The 17065-nt window shown below is 70.3% G+C and carries 13 protein-coding genes and 4 tRNA genes; 10 read left to right on the forward strand and 7 right to left on the reverse strand.

The window, feature by feature from the left end; genetic code table 11:
* Window positions 1-28 precede the first annotated feature (28 nt).
* Together AB0N14_RS30870 and AB0N14_RS30875 are read right to left on the reverse strand one after the other, a co-directional pair.
* Window positions 29-565: a hypothetical protein gene (locus tag AB0N14_RS30870; protein ID WP_366028984.1), complete on the reverse strand. Its 537-nt coding sequence runs from the start codon at window positions 563-565 to the stop codon at window positions 29-31.
* A gap of 216 nt (window positions 566-781) precedes the next feature.
* Window positions 782-1132 carry a metallopeptidase family protein gene (locus tag AB0N14_RS30875; protein ID WP_366028985.1) on the reverse strand — a complete coding sequence of 117 codons (351 nt, stop codon included), beginning with the start codon at window positions 1130-1132 and terminating at the stop codon, window positions 782-784.
* A gap of 104 nt (window positions 1133-1236) precedes the next feature.
* Between AB0N14_RS30875 and AB0N14_RS30880 the strand changes: the two genes are divergently transcribed.
* The 8 genes from AB0N14_RS30880 (at window position 1237) to AB0N14_RS30915 (ending at window position 8916) form a co-directional block, all read left to right on the forward strand.
* Window positions 1237-2832: a metallophosphoesterase gene (locus AB0N14_RS30880; RefSeq protein ID WP_366028986.1), complete on the forward strand. Its 1596-nt coding sequence runs from the start codon at window positions 1237-1239 to the stop codon at window positions 2830-2832.
* 80 nt (window positions 2833-2912) lie between these two features.
* Window positions 2913-2985 (forward strand) — tRNA-Glu (locus AB0N14_RS30885).
* Window positions 2986-3022: 37 nt separating this feature from the next.
* A tRNA-Asp gene (locus AB0N14_RS30890) sits at window positions 3023-3097 on the forward strand.
* Between the two features lie 24 nt (window positions 3098-3121).
* Window positions 3122-3195: transfer RNA gene (locus AB0N14_RS30895), tRNA-Phe, on the forward strand.
* Window positions 3196-3351: 156 nt separating this feature from the next.
* The gene (locus AB0N14_RS30900; RefSeq protein WP_366028987.1) at window positions 3352-3627 is read left to right on the forward strand and encodes a hypothetical protein; all 276 of its coding nucleotides are present in this window, start codon (window positions 3352-3354) and stop codon (window positions 3625-3627) included.
* A gap of 99 nt (window positions 3628-3726) precedes the next feature.
* On the forward strand, window positions 3727-7710 hold the full coding sequence (gene hrpA, locus AB0N14_RS30905) for an ATP-dependent RNA helicase HrpA (RefSeq protein WP_366028988.1): 3984 nt from the start codon (window positions 3727-3729) through the stop codon (window positions 7708-7710).
* Between the two features lie 92 nt (window positions 7711-7802).
* Window positions 7803-7877, forward strand: a tRNA-Asp gene (locus AB0N14_RS30910).
* A gap of 835 nt (window positions 7878-8712) precedes the next feature.
* Window positions 8713-8916, forward strand: coding sequence for a DUF6274 family protein (locus AB0N14_RS30915; protein WP_366028989.1), 204 nt, complete (start codon window positions 8713-8715; stop codon window positions 8914-8916).
* Between the two features lie 741 nt (window positions 8917-9657).
* Here AB0N14_RS30915 and bldC read toward each other — a convergent pair.
* Window positions 9658-9864 carry a developmental transcriptional regulator BldC gene (gene bldC / locus AB0N14_RS30920; RefSeq protein ID WP_003949541.1) on the reverse strand — a complete coding sequence of 69 codons (207 nt, stop codon included), beginning with the start codon at window positions 9862-9864 and terminating at the stop codon, window positions 9658-9660.
* Window positions 9865-10430: 566 nt separating this feature from the next.
* The gene (locus AB0N14_RS30925; protein ID WP_366028990.1) at window positions 10431-11273 is read right to left on the reverse strand and encodes a hypothetical protein; all 843 of its coding nucleotides are present in this window, start codon (window positions 11271-11273) and stop codon (window positions 10431-10433) included.
* A gap of 234 nt (window positions 11274-11507) precedes the next feature.
* Between AB0N14_RS30925 and AB0N14_RS30930 the strand changes: the two genes are divergently transcribed.
* Both AB0N14_RS30930 and AB0N14_RS30935 read left to right on the forward strand, forming a co-directional pair.
* On the forward strand, window positions 11508-12590 hold the full coding sequence (locus AB0N14_RS30930) for a Glu/Leu/Phe/Val dehydrogenase dimerization domain-containing protein (RefSeq protein WP_366028991.1): 1083 nt from the start codon (window positions 11508-11510) through the stop codon (window positions 12588-12590).
* Between the two features lie 303 nt (window positions 12591-12893).
* A complete protein-coding gene (locus AB0N14_RS30935; protein WP_366028992.1) occupies window positions 12894-13145 on the forward strand; it encodes a DUF3073 domain-containing protein in 252 nt (83 codons plus the stop codon).
* Window positions 13146-13214: 69 nt separating this feature from the next.
* Here AB0N14_RS30935 and purM read toward each other — a convergent pair whose 3' ends face one another.
* The 3 genes from purM to AB0N14_RS30950 form a co-directional block, all read right to left on the reverse strand.
* Complete coding sequence (gene purM, locus AB0N14_RS30940; RefSeq protein WP_366028993.1) at window positions 13215-14285, reverse strand: phosphoribosylformylglycinamidine cyclo-ligase; 1071 nt, start codon at window positions 14283-14285, stop codon at window positions 13215-13217.
* Window positions 14286-14347: 62 nt separating this feature from the next.
* Window positions 14348-15874, reverse strand: coding sequence for an amidophosphoribosyltransferase (gene purF, locus AB0N14_RS30945; protein WP_366028994.1), 1527 nt, complete (start codon window positions 15872-15874; stop codon window positions 14348-14350).
* A gap of 310 nt (window positions 15875-16184) precedes the next feature.
* Complete coding sequence (locus AB0N14_RS30950) at window positions 16185-16982, reverse strand: sterol carrier family protein (protein ID WP_366028995.1); 798 nt, start codon at window positions 16980-16982, stop codon at window positions 16185-16187.
* Window positions 16983-17065 lie beyond the last annotated feature (83 nt).

Consider the following 17065-nt stretch of genomic DNA (forward strand, 5'->3'; position numbering starts at 1 on the left):
GGCAGCAGGACCCTGGAAGCGGACACGCCTACGCCGCCGGGATTCCCGCTCGCGGCGCCGGCTCCCGCTGCGTCAGCTGCGTGGCCTGCCCGGGCGCCGAGGACGACGGCTCCGCGGTCGTCGGGGTCGGCGACGGCGGGTCCGGCCGACTCGTCGGCGTCGGGTCGACCGAGGTCTGCGTGGGGTCCGGCTCGCCCACCGTCGGCGCGGGCGGCACCGCACCGCCGCTGCCCCCCTTGCCGGGTGACGTGTCCTTGACGGTCGGCTCGGCGTCCTTCGACCCGCCACCGCCCTGGGACGCCGACGCGGAGGGCGGCGCGGAGGTCCCCCCGGTCCCGGACCCGGCCGGCTTCGGCGATCCCGCCTTGGCCGCCACTCCGCCCAGGCCCGCGTCCGCGCCCCCGCTCGTCGCCGAACCCCCGTCCGGCGCCGCCCCGCCGTGCCGCCCCGCCGAAGGCGCCTGCGACGGAGCGCCCGCGTCGTCCCCCACGCTCATGCAGCCGGTGGCGGCGGCGAGGGCCATGACCGTGGCGGCCAGACGGACGGGTACGTAACTGGCGCGCACGGGCAGCCACCTCCGGGGGCATACGAGAAGTCAGCGTGCCCAACTCCCGCCACCCGCAAGAGGACACGCGCCGCGCGAAGGGAACGTCACCCGCCCGAGGTCACCTGTACGCAAGGACGCTCGACGGCCACCGCCGACATCGCCTCCCGGACGTCACCCGTACCGGAGCGCACGCCGTCCCACGTCACTCGTACCGCAACCGCACGCCGTCCCACGTCACCCGTACCCGAGCGAATGCAGCCGGGCGTCGTCGATGCCGAAGTGGTGTGCGATCTCATGCACCACCGTCACCTCGGTTTCCGCGACCACGTCCTCACGGGTGTCGCACATCCGCAGGGTCGGCCCCCGGTAGATCGTGATCCGGTCCGGCAGCACGCCCGCGTACCACTCGCCGCGGTCCGTCAGCGGAGTGCCCTCGTACAGCCCGAGCAGCCCGGGATCGTCCGCGGGCGGCTCCTCCTCGACGAACACCGCGACGTTGTCCATGAGCCGCGTCAGCTCCGGCGGGATCCGGTCGAGCGCCTCGGCGACCAGTTCCTCGAACTCCTCGCGCGTCATCTCCAGCACAGGGCCATTGTCCGGCACGACACCCCGGCCGGCGGGGTTCGACCGCCCCCGTATCCGTTGATCCACTCCGCATATCCGCTCAGCAACCTGGGCATACGGGACCAATGGACCGCGTCCCCGCAGCAGCTCTGAACCGCGTTCGAAGGGCGCCCTCCACGCTCGCCCGGTACTACCGCTCACTCCGCCCGCACCCGGCCGCCGAACTCGTCCCGCAGCCCCACCCCTGGCTCCGGGCCCTCGGCATGGTCACCGTGGTGCTCCTGGGCGCCTGGCTCGGCCTGTTGATCGTGGGTGATGTGCGCGTCCCGGTGGGCCCCATGAACACCACGATGACCCTGCGTCCCTCGCTGGCCGGGGGCACGAAGATCAACGTCTCCCCGCTCGGCGCCCTGGAGCTGAACAGCCACCAGGCGCCCGTCCGCCTCGACGTCAACGTCGACCAGCTCGACCCGGGCCGCTCCCAGGAACTGGTGGACCACCCGGAGCGGATCACCGGGCTCCAGGAAGAGATCACCCACGACGTCGAGCACGGCACGCTCGACCTCGCCGTGCGCTCCTGCGTGGCCGTGGTCGCCGGCGCCACCGCGCTCGGCCTGGCGGTCTACCGCCGTCCCCGCCGGGCCCTCGCGGCCGGCGGACTGGCGTTCACCCTCCTCAGCGCCTCCGGAGCGACGGCGTACGCCACCTGGAACCCGGAGTCGGTCCTCGAGCCGAAGTTCTCCGGCCTGCTCTCCTCCGCACCTTCCCTGGTCGGCAACGCGCGCAGCATCGTCACCGAGTTCGACGTCTACCAGCAGGAGCTGGCGCGCCTGGTGACGAACGTGACGAAGCTCTACGACGTCACGTCCACCCTCCCCGCCTACCAGCCGGACCCGACGACGATCCGGGTCCTGCACGTCTCCGACATCCACCTCAACCCGGCGAGCTGGAAGATCATCGCCTCGCTGGTCAAGCAGTACGACGTCAATGTGATCGTCGACTCCGGCGACACCATGGACCACGGCACGGCGGCGGAGAACCGCTTCCTGGACCCGATCGCCGACCTGGGCGCCCCCTACGTCTGGGTCCGCGGCAACCACGACTCCTTGACCACCCAGCGCTACCTGGAGCACATGAAGAACGTGCACGTTCTGGACGACGGCAGGGCGGTCAGCATCGCGGGCCTGCGCTTCGCCGGGATGGGGGACCCGCAGTTCACCCCCGACCGGTCGGTCACCCCGGGCGGCGAACGCGCCGAGGAACTGGCGGGCGCGCGCCTGGCCACGGCCCTGCGCGACCAGAAGGCGGCGGGCAGGCCCGTCGACATCGCGATCGCCCACGAGCCGACGGCCGCGCGCCAGGTGGACGGCGATGTGCCGCTGGTCCTGGCGGGACATCTGCACCACGAGGGGATGGAGATCATGAAGTACGGCACCCGGCTGCGCACCGAGGGATCGACGGGCGGCAGCGGACTGCGGGCGGTCGAGCGCCAGTACCCGGCCCCGATCGAGGCCTCGATCCTCTACCTGGACCGGGACACCCGCCATCTGCAGGCCTGGGACGAGATCAGGCTCGGCGGCCTGGGGCAGACGACGGCGGAGGTGACCCGTCACCTGGCAAAGGAGAACCAGCCGGGCGGGAGCCCCTCGCCGGGCACCACGCCCCCGAGCACGCCCCCCACGAGCCGCTCCGGCGCGACCCCGACGCCGAGCGCCCCCTAAACGGTTTTGGCGAACCCTCCTCCCATCCCATATGCTTCTCACGTCCCCGACGCGCTGAGAAGCGCCCAGGCGGGCCGATAGCCCTCATCGTCTAGCGGCCTAGGACGCCGCCCTTTCAAGGCGGTAGCACGGGTTCGAATCCCGTTGGGGGCACGCACCACCCTGTGCGACACTGTCGTACGCAGCGCTTGGTCCTGTGGAGCAGTTTGGAGTGCTCGCCACCCTGTCAAGGTGGAGGCCGCGGGTTCAAATCCCGTCAGGACCGCTGAGGTTTCACGTGAAACCTCGCGGCTGGGTAGCTCAGTTGGTACGAGCGTCCGCCTGAAAAGCGGAAGGTCGCCGGTTCGACCCCGGCCCCAGCCACCGCATCGAGAGCCTCGTCCTCCGGGACGGGGCTTTCGTCGTGAGGGGGGCCGTCGGCGGCTTCTTGGCCTGGTCGGCTTGGCATGTCCCCTTCCGGGCGCTACGTTCTGGCTGGTCCAGGCAGCGACGGGGAATCTTGAGCCGGGGGCGAGTGCCATGCAGGACACCGAACTGGAGAAGACGCGGGCTCGCTACGGCCTGCTCGCGGTGATCATCAGCAACGTCGCCATCGCCGGCGTGGCGATCTTCGGGGTCTGGCGCCTGGACGGCGACAAGGGGGTGATGGTCGGTGTGCTCACTGCGGCCTTCACAGCGGTCAGCAGCATGACCACCGCGTACCTGGGCATCAAGGCCGTCTCCAACACGGCGAAGTCCATGGCGGCCCGGGACCAGACAGCAACGGCCACGGCTGCGCAGCAGCAGAACCCGTAGCAACCGGGCGGCTGCAGCGGGACGGACAGGCCGCACAGGTAACGGCCCGCGGCAATTCGTTAGCCACGAATTTCGCCAAGGTGAGATCCTGGACCGCGTATGTCTACGCATCCTGCCCCCGCCCTCGGCACCCTCGCCCCTCGCCTGACCGAGCTCTCCCTGCGCGACGCGCAGCGGCTCGGCCGCAGGCTGGAAGGCGCGCGCAAGATCCGCAAGCCGGAAGCCCGGGCCGCCGTACTCGCCGAGATCGAGGCGGAGGTCGCCAAGGCCGAGGCGAGGATCGGCGAGCGCACCGCCCGCGTGCCCGCCGTCACCTACCCCGAGCAGCTCCCGGTCAGCCAGAAGAAGAACGAGATCGCCGACGCCATACGCGACCACCAGGTCGTGATCGTGGCCGGTGAGACCGGCTCCGGCAAGACCACCCAGATCCCCAAGATCTGCCTCGAACTCGGCCGGGGCGTCCGCGGGATGATCGGCCACACCCAGCCCCGCCGTATCGCCGCCCGCACCGTCGCCGAACGGGTCGCGGAAGAGCTGGACACCCCCCTCGGCGAGGCCGTCGGCTGGAAGGTCCGCTTCACCGACCAGGTGAACCCGGACGCCACCTTCATCAAGCTGATGACGGACGGCATCCTCCTCGCGGAGATCCAGACGGACCGCGAGCTGCGCGCCTACGACACGATCATCATCGACGAGGCCCACGAGCGGTCCCTCAACATCGACTTCCTGCTGGGCTACCTCGCCCAGCTCCTCCCCCGGCGCCCGGATCTCAAGGTCGTCATCACCTCGGCCACGATCGACCCCGAACGCTTCTCCCGGCACTTCGGCGACGCGCCGATCGTCGAGGTCAGCGGACGGACCTATCCCGTCGAGGTGCGCTACCGGCCCCTCCTGGAGGAGACGGTGTCCGATCCGGGGGGCGACGACGCGGACCGGGACCAGATCACCGCGATCACCGACGCCGTCGAGGAGCTGATGGCCGAGGGGCCCGGCGACGTCCTCGTCTTCCTCTCCGGCGAGCGCGAGATCCGCGACACGGCGGACGCGCTCACCAGGAAGCAGTACAGGTTCACGGAGATCCTGCCGCTGTACGCCCGGCTGTCCCACGCCGAGCAGCACCGCGTGTTCCAGCCGCACACGGGCCGCAGGATCGTTCTCGCGACGAATGTCGCCGAGACCTCCCTCACCGTCCCGGGCATCAAGTACGTCATCGACCCCGGCTTCGCCCGGATCTCCCGGTACAGCCACCGGACCAAGGTCCAGCGACTGCCCATCGAGCCGATCTCGCAGGCGAGCGCCAACCAGCGCAAGGGCCGCTGCGGCCGGACCAGCGACGGTATCTGCATCCGGCTGTACAGCGAGGACGACTTCGGCGCCCGCCCGGAGTTCACCGACGCGGAGATCCTGCGGACGAACCTCGCCTCCGTCATCCTCCAGATGACCGCGGCCGGCCTCGGCGACATCGAGAAGTTCCCGTTCATCGACCCGCCGGACCACCGCAACATCCGCGACGGCGTGCAGCTCCTGCAGGAACTGGGCGCCCTGGACCCCACGCAGAAGGACCCGCGCAAGCGCCTCACCGACACCGGCCGCAAGCTCGCCCAGCTGCCGGTCGACCCGCGCCTGGCGCGCATGGTCCTGGAGGCCGACAAGAACGGCTGCGTCCGCGAGGTCATGGTGATCGCCGCCGCCCTGTCCATCCAGGACCCGCGCGAGCGCCCCGCCGACAAGCAGGCCCAGGCCGACCAGCAGCACGCCCGTTTCAAGGACGAGACGAGCGACTTCCTCGCGTACCTCAACCTGTGGCGGTACATCCGCGAGCAGCAGAAGGAGCGGGGGTCCTCGTCCTTCCGCCGGATGTGCAAGCAGGAGTACCTCAACTTCCTGCGCATTCGCGAATGGCAGGACATCTACACGCAGCTGCGCACGGTCGCCAAGCAGATGGGCATCCACGTCAACGAGGACGACGCCCCGGCCGACGGCATCCATGTCTCCCTCCTCGCGGGTCTGCTGTCGCACATCGGTATGAAGGACGTGAAGAACGCCGGGGGGGAGGGCGGGAAGAGCACAGCCAAGAACGAGTACCTGGGTGCCCGGAACGCCAAGTTCGCGATCTTCCCGGGCTCGGCGCTCTTCAGGAAGCCGCCACGGTTCGTGATGTCCGCCGAGCTGGTGGAGACCTCACGCCTGTGGGCCCGCGTCAACGCCAAGATCGAGCCCGAGTGGGTCGAGCCGCTCGCCGGCCATCTGCTGAAGCGGACGTACAGCGAACCGCACTGGGAGAAGGACCAGGCGGCCGTGATGGCGTACGAGAAGGTCACGCTGTACGGCGTCCCGATCGTCGCCCAGCGGAAGGTGAACTACGGCCGGATCGACCCGGAGGCCAGCCGCGAGCTGTTCATCCGCAACGCCCTGGTCGAGGGCGACTGGCGCACCCACCACAAGTTCTTCGCCGACAACCGAAAGCTCCTGAGCGAGGTCGAGGAGCTGGAGCACCGCGCCCGGCGCCGGGACATCGTGGTCGACGACGAGACGCTGTTCGACTTCTACGACCAGCGTGTGCCCGAACACGTCGTCTCCGGCGCGCACTTCGACTCCTGGTGGAAGCGCAAACGCCACGAGCAGCCCGACTTCCTCGACTTCGAGCGCGAGATGCTCATCAACGAGAAGGCGGGCGCGGTCACCAAGGACGACTACCCCGACTCGTGGCGCCAGGGCCGGCTGAAGTTCCGGGTCACGTACCAGTTCGAACCGGGTGCGGACGCGGACGGCGTGACCGTCCACATCCCGCTGCAGGTCCTCAACCAGGTCACGGACGAGGGCTTCGACTGGCAGATCCCGGGCCTGAGGGAGGAGCTGGTCACCGAGGTGATCCGCTCCCTGCCGAAGCCGATCCGCCGCAACTACGTCCCGGCGCCGAACTACGCGAAGGCGTTCCTGGAGAAGGCGGTGCCCTTGCAGGAGCCGCTGACGACCGCGATGGCGCGTGAGCTGAAGCGGATGGTCGGGGTGCCGTTCGAGCCGGAGGACTTCGACTGGTCCAAGGTGCCGGACCACCTGAAGATCACCTTCCGGATCGTCGACGAGCGGCGCCGGAAGCTGGCCGAGGACAAGGACCTCGAGGCACTGAAGCTGACGCTCAAGCCCAGGGCGCGCAAGGCGCTGTCGCAGGCCGCGGCGGCCACCGCCGAGCGGCAGGGCGGGGAGTCCCTGGAGCGTACGGGCCTCACGGACTGGACGATCGGCACGCTCACCCAGGTGTTCGAGACGCGCCGGGCCGGGCAGCCGGTCAAGGCGTTCCCGGCGCTGGTCGACGACGGCGACACGGTGTCCGTACGCCTCTTCGACACGGAGGCGGAGCAGGCCGAGGCCATGTGGAAGGGCACGCGTCGGCTCATCCTGCGCAACATTCCGGTGAACCCCGCGAAGTTCGCGTCCGAGAAGCTGACCAACCAGCAGAAGCTCGCCCTGTCCGCGAACCCGCACGGCTCCATCCAGGCCCTGTTCGACGACTGCGCGATGGCGGCGGCGGACAAGCTGATCGGGGACTTCGGGGGACCGGCGTGGGACGAGGAGTCGTACCGGAAACTGTTCGACAGGGTGCGCGCGGAGATCGTCGACACGACGGTGCGCACGGTCGCGCAGGTGCAGCAGGTGCTGGCCGCCTGGCAGGCCTGTGAGCGCCGCCTGAAGGCGGTGCGCAGCCCGGCCCTGCTGCCGAACCTGGCGGACGTACGGGCGCAGCTGGACGCCCTCGTGAAGCCCGGGTTCGTGACGGAGGCGGGGATACGGCGGCTGCCGGATCTGATGCGGTACCTGGTGGCCGCCGACCGCCGCCTCCAGCAGATGCCGACGAACGTGCAGCGGGACACCACGCGCATGGAGAAGGTCCGGGAGATGCAGGACGAGTACGCGTGGCTGCTGGAGCAGTTGCCGCAGGGCCGTCCCGTGCCGTCCTCGGTGCGGGACGTCCGCTGGATGATCGAGGAACTCCGGGTCAGCTACTTCGCCCACGCGCTGGGCACGGCGTACCCGATCTCGGACAAGCGGATCGTGAAGGCGATCGACGCGGCGGTGTCGTGACGGCGTGTACACGAAGGGTGAGTTCGACCAGGGGCTCACCCTCCTGTACAGTCTCTTCTCGCAGCGCAACGCACGAAAGCGCCGCGAGACCTGGTCCTGTGGAGCAGTTTGGAGTGCTCGCCACCCTGTCAAGGTGGAGGCCGCGGGTTCAAATCCCGTCAGGACCGCATCAGGAAGGCCCGCATCCGGCAACGGAAGCGGGCCTTCGCCGTACCACCACACGCCGTACCACCACACGCCGGCCCAGCCCGCCCCTCCACCAAGGCGGAGACCGCGCCCGCGGCGCAGTGGCGATCCGGCACGGCGCAGCCCGTCAGGGCCGGACGGCTCAAAGCTCCTCTTCCCCCTGGAGGCGCGGGACTTCGCCGTGTGGCGGCGGAGAGGACCCCATTGCCGATCAGCCCCTCCGGCGTTCGGGGAGCGGGGTCCGGGGGGCTGGACCCCGAACCGGGGTCTGACCCCCGGCCGGGGTCTGGGGCGGAGCCCCTGGTGGGGTTGAAGGGGCGGAGCCCCTGGTGGGGTTGAAGGGGCGGAGCCCCTGGAGGGTGGGACGGGTAAGGGCGGCGGGGGCGAACAGACCTCTGCTCGCCCCCGCCGCCCCGCAGCCTTACCGCAACGCGCTCCGCACCAGCCGTTTCAGGGCTCGCCGCCCGCCAGAGCACGGCGCAGCGGGCGGCGCCATCGGTCGGAGCAAAGCACGCCGTCACGGCGGAGGCCGGTCCGAAGCGTCCGGATGCGGCACGGCACCGAACCGCCGCCGCGGGGCCCTGGGCTCCATGCCCACCGTCACCGACGCGACGACCACCACCCACGGCGGCACAGCACCCGGGGCCCGGCGGGGCGAAGCCCGTGACGGCACCCGGACACCGAGCCCCCAATCGCAGCCCAAGCGGCGGCGCCGAGCGGCGCGCCGAGCGTCCCGTGCCTTGACGGAGTCACTTTCCCCCGGTACCCCAGAAGTCAGGGCTCCCTGAGGTGCGGGCGGCCCCGGGGAGGTGGCGTATGGCGGCGTCCGTTCGGCACGAGACCCGTGCTCTGCTCCGTGCCCATCTGTCCGCCGCCTCCGGGTACCGCCATCTGACCCGGCACTGCCCCATCTGCCACCAGCTGCTGCGCCTGGCCATGGAACCCGCCCAGCGCGGCGAGGGGGCGCCGGAGACGGCCCCGGAGGACGACAGCGCCCCCGAGAGTGCCACGACGGCCTGACGAGACCCGGGGGGTTCATCCCGCGCCGGCGTGGGCACTCCTGGACGTGCGGCCGCCCAACACCCGCCGCTCAGCGGGCTGTTCCCTAGTGCCGCAACAGGCAACGTTCGCCCCGTCGCGACGCCCGGCACTCCCCCAAGCTCTCGGCTTCGCTCGAGCAGGGGGGACCCCCACCCCCAAGCTCTTCGAGCAGGGGGGACCCCCACTCGCCGCACCGGCCGAAAGCCCAAGTACATCCAGTACGAGGACTTCCGGCCGGCACTCCCCCAAGCTCTTCGAGCAGGGGGTACCCCCAGAGCACGCACCGGACGCCGCTCCTTGACGGGCAAACGTTGCCTGCCGCGGCACTAGCAAAGACTCCGCACCCGTAACAAGGACTCTGGCATGTGACGGGTGTCACCGCAGGAGTTTCGGGGGCCGCCGCCCTTACCCCCCTCCTACAAAGGGTCAATTTAATATGTGCAATTGCACCTGGCCCTGAGATGACTCACAGCAGTTCCGACACCCCTCCCCAGACTGCGACAAGGCCGCTCACAGCCCGGCCCCGCACACCCGGCCGGCGCACAAAAAAGATCGCGCTGGACCCGGCGGAGTCCAGCGCGATCTACGACGCACCCTTGTCGTGCCTCTGTTGACCTCGGGCGTGAGTCCTGTTGGGGCAGAACCCGCGTCGCTTGGAGCTGTTGTCCCGGACGTCACGGCAGGTGGGGGACCTGCCCGTATGTCCGGCTATGCGATTGTTCAGGCCTCGCTGCGCTGCTGCGGGATGCCCGCGAGCAGGGCGCGGACCTCGGCCTCGCGGTAGCGGCGGTGCCCGCCGAGCGTACGGATGGACGTGAGCTTGCCGGCCTTCGCCCACCGCGTGACCGTCTTCGGGTCGACGCGGAACATGGTGGCGACCTCAGCCGGGGTCAGCAGCGGCTCGGCATCAGGGGTGCGAGCGGTCATGAGCGGCCTCCTCGGGAGAACCGAACCTTCTCGGTTCTTTCCTCTAAATTCTGCACCTTGACCCGCGTTGCCCGAAATGGCGGACGCGAGTCGAGTCGGTTATAGGACGAACGGCTTGTCCTCGGCACTACAACTACACCATCTGTCCAGCCGCGTCGGCCAAACCGATGGAATTGCCCTCCCAGGTGTTCATCAGCGACGGAAGCCGATGGACCATGCCATAGCGGACAGTCACGCCTCTGTGACGAACAGTCACAGGACCATCAGGAGTCACGAGACCCCCCAAAGCATGCAATGCTGAGTTTCCGCCCAGATGTGGACAGAAGGAGCCTCCCCCGGGCTCCTTGTCCTATTTTGGCATGAGGAGGGCCGTAAGACGCAAGGTCCTTGTAAGTGCCGTCCGTCACGCTTGGCGGCATAAGCCCGGATCGGTCGCTACGTCCTCCGCCCCGACCCCGCACCTACCTGCGGTACGTCAACCATGGGCCAAGGGTTGCGACTTCACCATGTCTCGCGGGTCACAATTCGAGCAACGGTTCACCAGAGCCCCGGCTGAGGGACCGCCCTCAGTTCGCCGACCGGCGCTCCCGTACGGCCCGCCAGCGCTCCACCAGCCGCCCGTACGCCTCCCCGGCCGCCGACCCGTCCCCGTGCCGCAGGGCCTCGATGCCCTCGGCGACGTCCGCGGCCGAGTGGTCCGCGTCCAGCTCCGCGGCCGGCAGGACGTGGACCAGCCCGCCGTAGTCCAGCTCGACCAGCGACCGCGGGTGGAACTCCTCCAGCCACCGCCCGACGTCCACCAGTCCGTCGATGAGCGGTCCCTCGTCGATCGTGTCCCTCAGCGTCCTCAGCGTCCGCGCGACGCGTCTGCGGGCCTGCACCATGGGCGTGCGGTAGCGCAGCATCGGGGGCACCTCGCCGGACCCCTTCTCGTACCTGCGCTCCTCGTCGGAGACCAGCACGAACCAGTTCAGCGGCACCTGCCAGGTCGCGGTGCGGATCCAGGGGCGCGCGTCCGGGTTCCGCTCCCGCCAGCGCTCGTAGTCCTGGGCGGCCTGGCGGCGCACGACGGGCGGCAGGACCGCGTCCAGGACCGACGCCGGCAGCTCCTCGGGCAGCTCCCCGAGCGCCTGCCAGCCGCGCAGCCGGGTGCGCCAGGGGCACACGCACAGCACCCCTTCCACCTCGGTCACGAAGGCGTCGTCGCTCTCGTGCACCGGCACCGGCACCGGCGGCGTGGGCAGCAAGTCGGCCAGGGAACGGCGCAGTTCGTCCTGGTACGAGGGGCGGTCGGGGCGGCGGGCGTAGCGGGCCCAGTGGCTGCGCTCCGGCTCCGGGAAGGCGGCCAGCGGCTCGTACACGCGCAGGTAGGACGTGTACGGGACGATCACCGAGGACACCTTGGGCACACCTGCTCCCTCCCCACCCGAACCCAACCCGAACCCGCCCGGGCGCCGGCCCGGCCGAGGTGGAAAACCCCTGCAAATCGTCCCACGAACCCGTCCGGGCGTACTCCGAGGGAGGGTGATCCTCGGCACTGCGCGCAACGTGGGCGCCCGCACGCTCTACGCTCATGCCCACGGGCCCCGCCACCCGCACGGGACCCTCCCCCAACCGCCGCTACTCAACCGGGAGTCACCACCGTGACCGACGTAACCGACGGCGTCCTGCACACCCTGTTCCGCTCGGATCAAGGGGGTCACGAGCAGGTCGTGCTCTGTCAGGACAGGGCCAGTGGCCTCAAGGCCGTCATCGCGATCCACTCCACCGCTCTGGGCCCCGCCCTCGGCGGCACGCGCTTCTACCCGTACGCGAGCGAGGAGGAGGCCGTCGCCGACGCGCTGAACCTCTCGCGCGGGATGTCGTACAAGAACGCCATGGCCGGTCTCGACCACGGCGGCGGCAAGGCCGTGATCATCGGCGACCCCGAGCGGATCAAGACCGAGGAGCTGCTGCTGGCCTACGGCCGCTTCGTGGCCTCGCTCGGTGGTCGGTACGTCACCGCCTGCGACGTCGGCACCTACGTGGCCGACATGGACGTGGTGGCCCGGGCGTGCCCCTGGACCACCGGCCGCTCCCCCGGGAACGGCGGCGCGGGCGACTCCTCCGTGCTCACCGCGTACGGCGTCTTCCAGGGCATGCGGGCCTCCGCCCAGCACCTGTGGGGCGACCCGACGCTGCGCGGGCGCAAGGTCGGCATCGCGGGTGTCGGCAAGGTCGGGCACTACCTGGTCGAGCACCTGCTCGAGGACGGCGCCGACGTGGTGATCACGGACGTACGGCCGGACGCCGTGCGCCGGGTCACCGACGCGCACCCGCAGGTCGCCGTCGCCGCGGACACCGATGCCCTCATCCGCACCGAGGGCCTGGACATCTACGCCCCGTGCGCGCTGGGCGGGGCGCTGAACGACGAGACGGTGCCGGTGCTGACGGCGAAGGTGGTGTGCGGCGCGGCCAACAACCAGCTCGCGCACCCGGGTGTGGAGAAGGACATCGCGGACCGCGGGATCCTTTATGCGCCCGACTACGTCGTCAACGCCGGCGGTGTCATCCAGGTCGCCGACGAGCTGCACGGCTTCGACTTCGACCGGTGCAAGGCGAAGGCGGCGAAGATCTTCGACACCACGCTGACGATCTTCGCTCGTGCGAAGGAGGACGGCATTCCGCCGGCCGCCGCGGCCGACCGGATCGCCGAGCAGCGGATGGCGGAGGCGCGCGGACGGTGACCTTCCCGAGGGGGGCCACCCGGGTTTGACCGGTACCCGCCGAGGGAGGGTTTGAGAGGACTCTCACTTTCCTCGGCGGGTCGTCGGCCAATAAGTGGTTAAAATCGGCCGTGGCCAGCGAGGACAGGGCTCCTCGACGGTCGTGGGCACACGCCCGTCCTGCGGGCGACGTACCGTATGGGCGTGGGCTCAGGTACCGTGGAAGCCCTACGGGCCGGTCTCTCTGCGGAGAGCCCGTTCCGGTTCATGAACGCGTGTCAAGACTCTGGGGCCGTCGAGCCCCGTCGTTGAGGGGGTCGAGCCATGGGGCGCGGCCGGGCCAAGGCCAAGCAGACGAAGGTCGCCCGCCAGCTGAAGTACAACAGCGGTGGGACGGACCTCTCACGCCTGGCCGAGGAGCTGGGCGCATCGACATCGAACGCGTCGCCGAACGGCGACCGGTTCGAGGACGATGAGCACGACGACGATCTGTACGCACGGTACGCCGACTTGTATGCGGACGACGACGAGGACGAGGAAGACGAGTCGTCCTCTCGGCACCGTCGCGGCGCTTGACCCTGCACTGAGCTTTCACCCGGTCCGTGGCCCTGGCCACGGACCGGGTTCTGTGCTGTCGGCAGGGTCTCAGTCGGCGTAGTCCCCGACCAGGGAGGCACCCGTTTCGTGCTCGCCCCGCTCGGTGATCTCGCCGGCGACCCATGCGTCCACGCCGCGGTCGGCGAGGGCGGCGAGCGCGACGTCCACCGACTGCTCGGGGACGACCGCGATCATGCCGACGCCCATGTTCAGGGTCTTCTCCAGCTCCAGGCGCTCGACGTCGCCGGCCCTCCCGACGAGGTCGAACACCGGGGCCGACGTCCAGGTCGAGCGGTCGACCGCGGCATGCAGGTGGTCGGGGATCACGCGGGCCAGGTTGGCCGCGAGTCCACCGCCGGTGACGTGGCTGAACGCATGCACCTCGGCGGTGCGCATCAGGGCCAGGCAGTCCAGCGAGTAGATCTTCGTGGGCTCGAGCAGCTCCTCGCCGAGGGTGCGACCGAGGTCGTCGATGTGCTGGTCGAGGCCGAGCTTCGCCCGGTCCAGCAGGACGTGCCGAACGAGGGAGTACCCGTTGGAGTGAAGTCCGGAGGACGCCATGGCGATCAGCGCGTCACCCGCGCGGACGCGCTCGGCGCCGAGCAGTCGGTCGGCCTCCACGACACCCGTACCGGCGCCCGCGACGTCGAAGTCGTCCGGACCCAGTAGACCCGGGTGTTCGGCCGTCTCACCGCCCACCAGGGCGCACCCTGCCAGCACGCAGCCCTCGGCGATGCCCTTCACGATCGCGGCGACCCGCTCGGGGTGGACCTTGCCGACGCAGATGTAGTCGGTCATGAACAGGGGCTCGGCGCCGCACACCACGATGTCGTCCATGACCATGGCGACCAGGTCGTGGCCGATGGTGTCGTAGACGCCCATCCGGCGCGCGACGTCGACCTTGGTGCCGACGCCGTCGGTGGCGGAGGCGAGCAGCGGACGCTCGTAGCGCTTGAGGGCGGAGGCGTCGAAGAGGCCGGCGAAGCCGCCGAGGCCGCCGAGGACCTCGGGGCGCTGCGTCTTCTTCACCCACTCCTTCATGAGCTCCACGGCGCGGTCGCCCGCTTCGATGTCGACGCCTGCCGCCGCGTAGGAAGCACCGGTTTGGGTCTCAGACATTGCCTGGGATCTTTCGGGTTGGTGGCTGGGTCTTCCGGGGGACGCCCCCGGACCCTCTGGTCTTACGGGCGACGGATCGCGTCGGTCGCGGCCGTGGCGGCGGGACCGGCGGCCAGCTCGGTCTCCAGCAGCTGCTTGCCGAGGAGCTCCGGGTCGGGCAGCTCCATCGGGTACTCGCCGTCGAAGCAGGCGCGGCACAGGTTCGGCTTGGCGATGGCGGTCGCCTCGATCATGCCGTCGATGGAGATGTACGCCAGGGAGTCGGCGCCCAGGGAGCGGCCGATCTCCTCGACCGACATGCCGTTGGCGATCAGCTCGGCGCGGGTGGCGAAGTCGATGCCGAAGAAGCAGGGCCACTTCACCGGCGGGGAGGAGATCCGGATGTGGACCTCGGCGGCGCCCGCCTCGCGCAGCATCCGCACCAGGGCGCGCTGGGTGTTGCCGCGCACGATCGAGTCGTCGACGACGACCAGGCGCTTGCCCTTGATGACTTCCTTCAGCGGGTTCAGCTTCAGGCGGATGCCGAGCTGGCGGATCGTCTGCGAGGGCTGGATGAAGGTCCGGCCGACGTAGGCGTTCTTCACCAGGCCGGAGCCGAACGGGATGCCGGAGGCCTCCGCGTAGCCGATCGCGGCGGGGGTGCCGGACTCGGGCGTCGCTATGACCAGATCGGCGTCGACGGGCGCCTCCTTGGCGAGGCGACGGCCCATCTCGACACGGGAGAGGTGCACGTTCCGGCCGGCGATGTCGGTGTCCGGGCGGGCCAGGTACACGTACTCGAAGACACAGCCCTTGGGCTTCGCTTCCGCGAACCGGGAGGTGCGCAGACCGTTCTCGTCGATGGCCACGAACTCGCCGGGCTCGATCTCGCGGACGAAGCTGGCGCCGACGATGTCGAGCGCGGCGGTCTCGGAGGCGACGACCCAGCCGCGCTCCAGCCGGCCGAGGACCAGCGGGCGGATGCCCTGCGGGTCGCGGGCCGCGTAGAGGGTGTTCTCGTCCATGAAGACGAGCGAGAAGGCGCCCTTGACCTGGGGCAGGAGCTGGGGGGCCGCCTCTTCGACGGTCAGCGGCTTGCCGTCGTCGTCGACCTGGCCCGCGAGGAGGGCGGTGACGAGGTCGGTGTCGTTGGTGGCAGCGACCTGGGTGGCGCGGCCGTTCTCCTTGGGGAGGTCGGCGACCATCTCGGCGAGCTGCGCCGTGTTGACCAGGTTGCCGTTGTGGCCGAGCGCGATCGAGCCGTGCGCGGTGGCGCGGAACGTCGGCTGGGCGTTCTCCCAGACGGAGGCGCCGGTGGTCGAGTAGCGGGCGTGACCGACCGCGATGTGACCCTGGAGCGAACCGAGGGAGGTCTCGTCGAAGACCTGGGAGACCAGGCCCATGTCCTTGAAGACGAGGATCTGGGAGCCGTTGCTCACCGCGATACCCGCGGATTCCTGACCTCGGTGCTGGAGGGCGTAGAGCCCGAAGTACGTGAGCTTTGCGACCTCTTCGCCCGGAGCCCAGACACCGAAGACGCCGCACGCGTCCTGGGGGCCTTTCTCACCGGGGAGCAGATCGTGATTGAGTCGACCGTCACCACGTGGCACGCCACCGAGTGTAGGCGAGATCGCGCACTGGTCCGAATCCGGTCATCGATGCCGTACGCCGTGCGCAGTGGCCGGACGCACGTGGTCCGCGCTCGGCGACCGCGCTGACGACCTTGCCGTTTTCGCTGGTCAGCGTGGCGCTCGGGTGGTCGGGCGCGGAGGACCGCGGACGACCGCGGACGACCGGAGAGCTTGCTCAGCGTCTCGTCGGTGTCCATGAGTGAGCCGTCGCACATCTTGCGGGTGGGTGCCCGGGGCGCCCTCCGTGAAGTGACCGTCGCGTAGCGTCGCCTCCGCGTCCACGACGGCTTCACGCCATCAGGGGCAGCAGCCCGCTCAGGTCGGCCCGCTCGCCGCTCGCGCTGACCTTGGCGTCTGCGAGGGCCGTGTCCCAGCTCGTACGGCCGGTGGCGAGCCGCACCCAGGTCAGGGGGTCGGTCTCGACGACGTTGGGCGGGGTGCCACGGGTGTGCCGGGGGCCTTCGATGCACTGCACGACGGCGTACGGCGGGACGCGCACCTCGGTGGAGGCGCCGGGCGCCTTCACGGCGAGCGCGTCGGCGAGCAGCCGGGTGGCTGCGGCGAGGGCCTGGCGGTCGTAGGGCATGTCGAGGCCGGGGACGGCGGCGTTCAGGTCGTCGGTGTGGACGACGAGTTCGACGGTGCGGGTGACCAGGTAGTCGGCGAGCGGCATGGCGCCCGCGGTGGTGTCGAGCAGCCGGGTGCCGGGGTGTGCGGCGAGGAGTTCCGAGAACTCCTTCTCGATGCCGGCGAGGTAGCTGTCGAGGTCGGGGTTCTGGGCGGCGAGAGTGCGGGTGGTGTCCGCTATGGCACCGGAGTTGGCGGAGGTCGCGAAGGGCCAGTCGAGGACGGTGGCGTTCTGCGCGGCGGGTTCCGGCCTGCCGAGGAACCGCCCGAAGGCCGAGAGGGCCATCCCGATGTGCGTGGCCAGTTCCCGTACGGTCCAGTCCCCGAGCCGGGTCGGCAGCGCGAGTTGTTCGGCCGTGAGGGTGCTCACGGCCTCCCGTACGTTCCCGAACTGGGCGAGAACGGCGGCACGGGTCTTGACGGGGTCGTAGGTCCGAGCGCGCTTCTTGGCCGGGGGCATGACGCCGAGCCTAGTGGGCGGGGGAGGCGAAGGCCGGAGGGAACGCGGGAGGCGGAGGCCGGGGGGAATGCGAACGGCGAAGG

The sequence above is a fragment of the Streptomyces sp. NPDC051104 genome (genome assembly GCF_040682835.1).
In the GTDB taxonomy this organism is placed as follows: Bacteria; Actinomycetota; Actinomycetes; order Streptomycetales; family Streptomycetaceae; genus Streptomyces; species Streptomyces cynarae.

Excerpts from the sequence above, each read along its gene's own strand:
- AB0N14_RS30900 (WP_366028987.1), top strand. The coding sequence starts at position 3,352 with ATGCAGGACACCGAACTGGAGAAGACGCGGGCTCGCTACGGCCTGCTC.
- AB0N14_RS30935 (WP_366028992.1), top strand. The coding sequence starts at position 12,894 with ATGGGGCGCGGCCGGGCCAAGGCCAAGCAGACGAAGGTCGCCCGCCAG.
- AB0N14_RS30880 (WP_366028986.1), top strand. The coding sequence starts at position 1,237 with ATGGACCGCGTCCCCGCAGCAGCTCTGAACCGCGTTCGAAGGGCGCCC.
- bldC (WP_003949541.1), bottom strand. The coding sequence starts at position 9,864 with ATGACCGCTCGCACCCCTGATGCCGAGCCGCTGCTGACCCCGGCTGAG.
- purM (WP_366028993.1), bottom strand. The coding sequence starts at position 14,285 with ATGTCTGAGACCCAAACCGGTGCTTCCTACGCGGCGGCAGGCGTCGAC.
- hrpA (WP_366028988.1), top strand. The coding sequence starts at position 3,727 with ATGTCTACGCATCCTGCCCCCGCCCTCGGCACCCTCGCCCCTCGCCTG.
- AB0N14_RS30915 (WP_366028989.1), top strand. The coding sequence starts at position 8,713 with ATGGCGGCGTCCGTTCGGCACGAGACCCGTGCTCTGCTCCGTGCCCAT.
- AB0N14_RS30950 (WP_366028995.1), bottom strand. The coding sequence starts at position 16,982 with ATGCCCCCGGCCAAGAAGCGCGCTCGGACCTACGACCCCGTCAAGACC.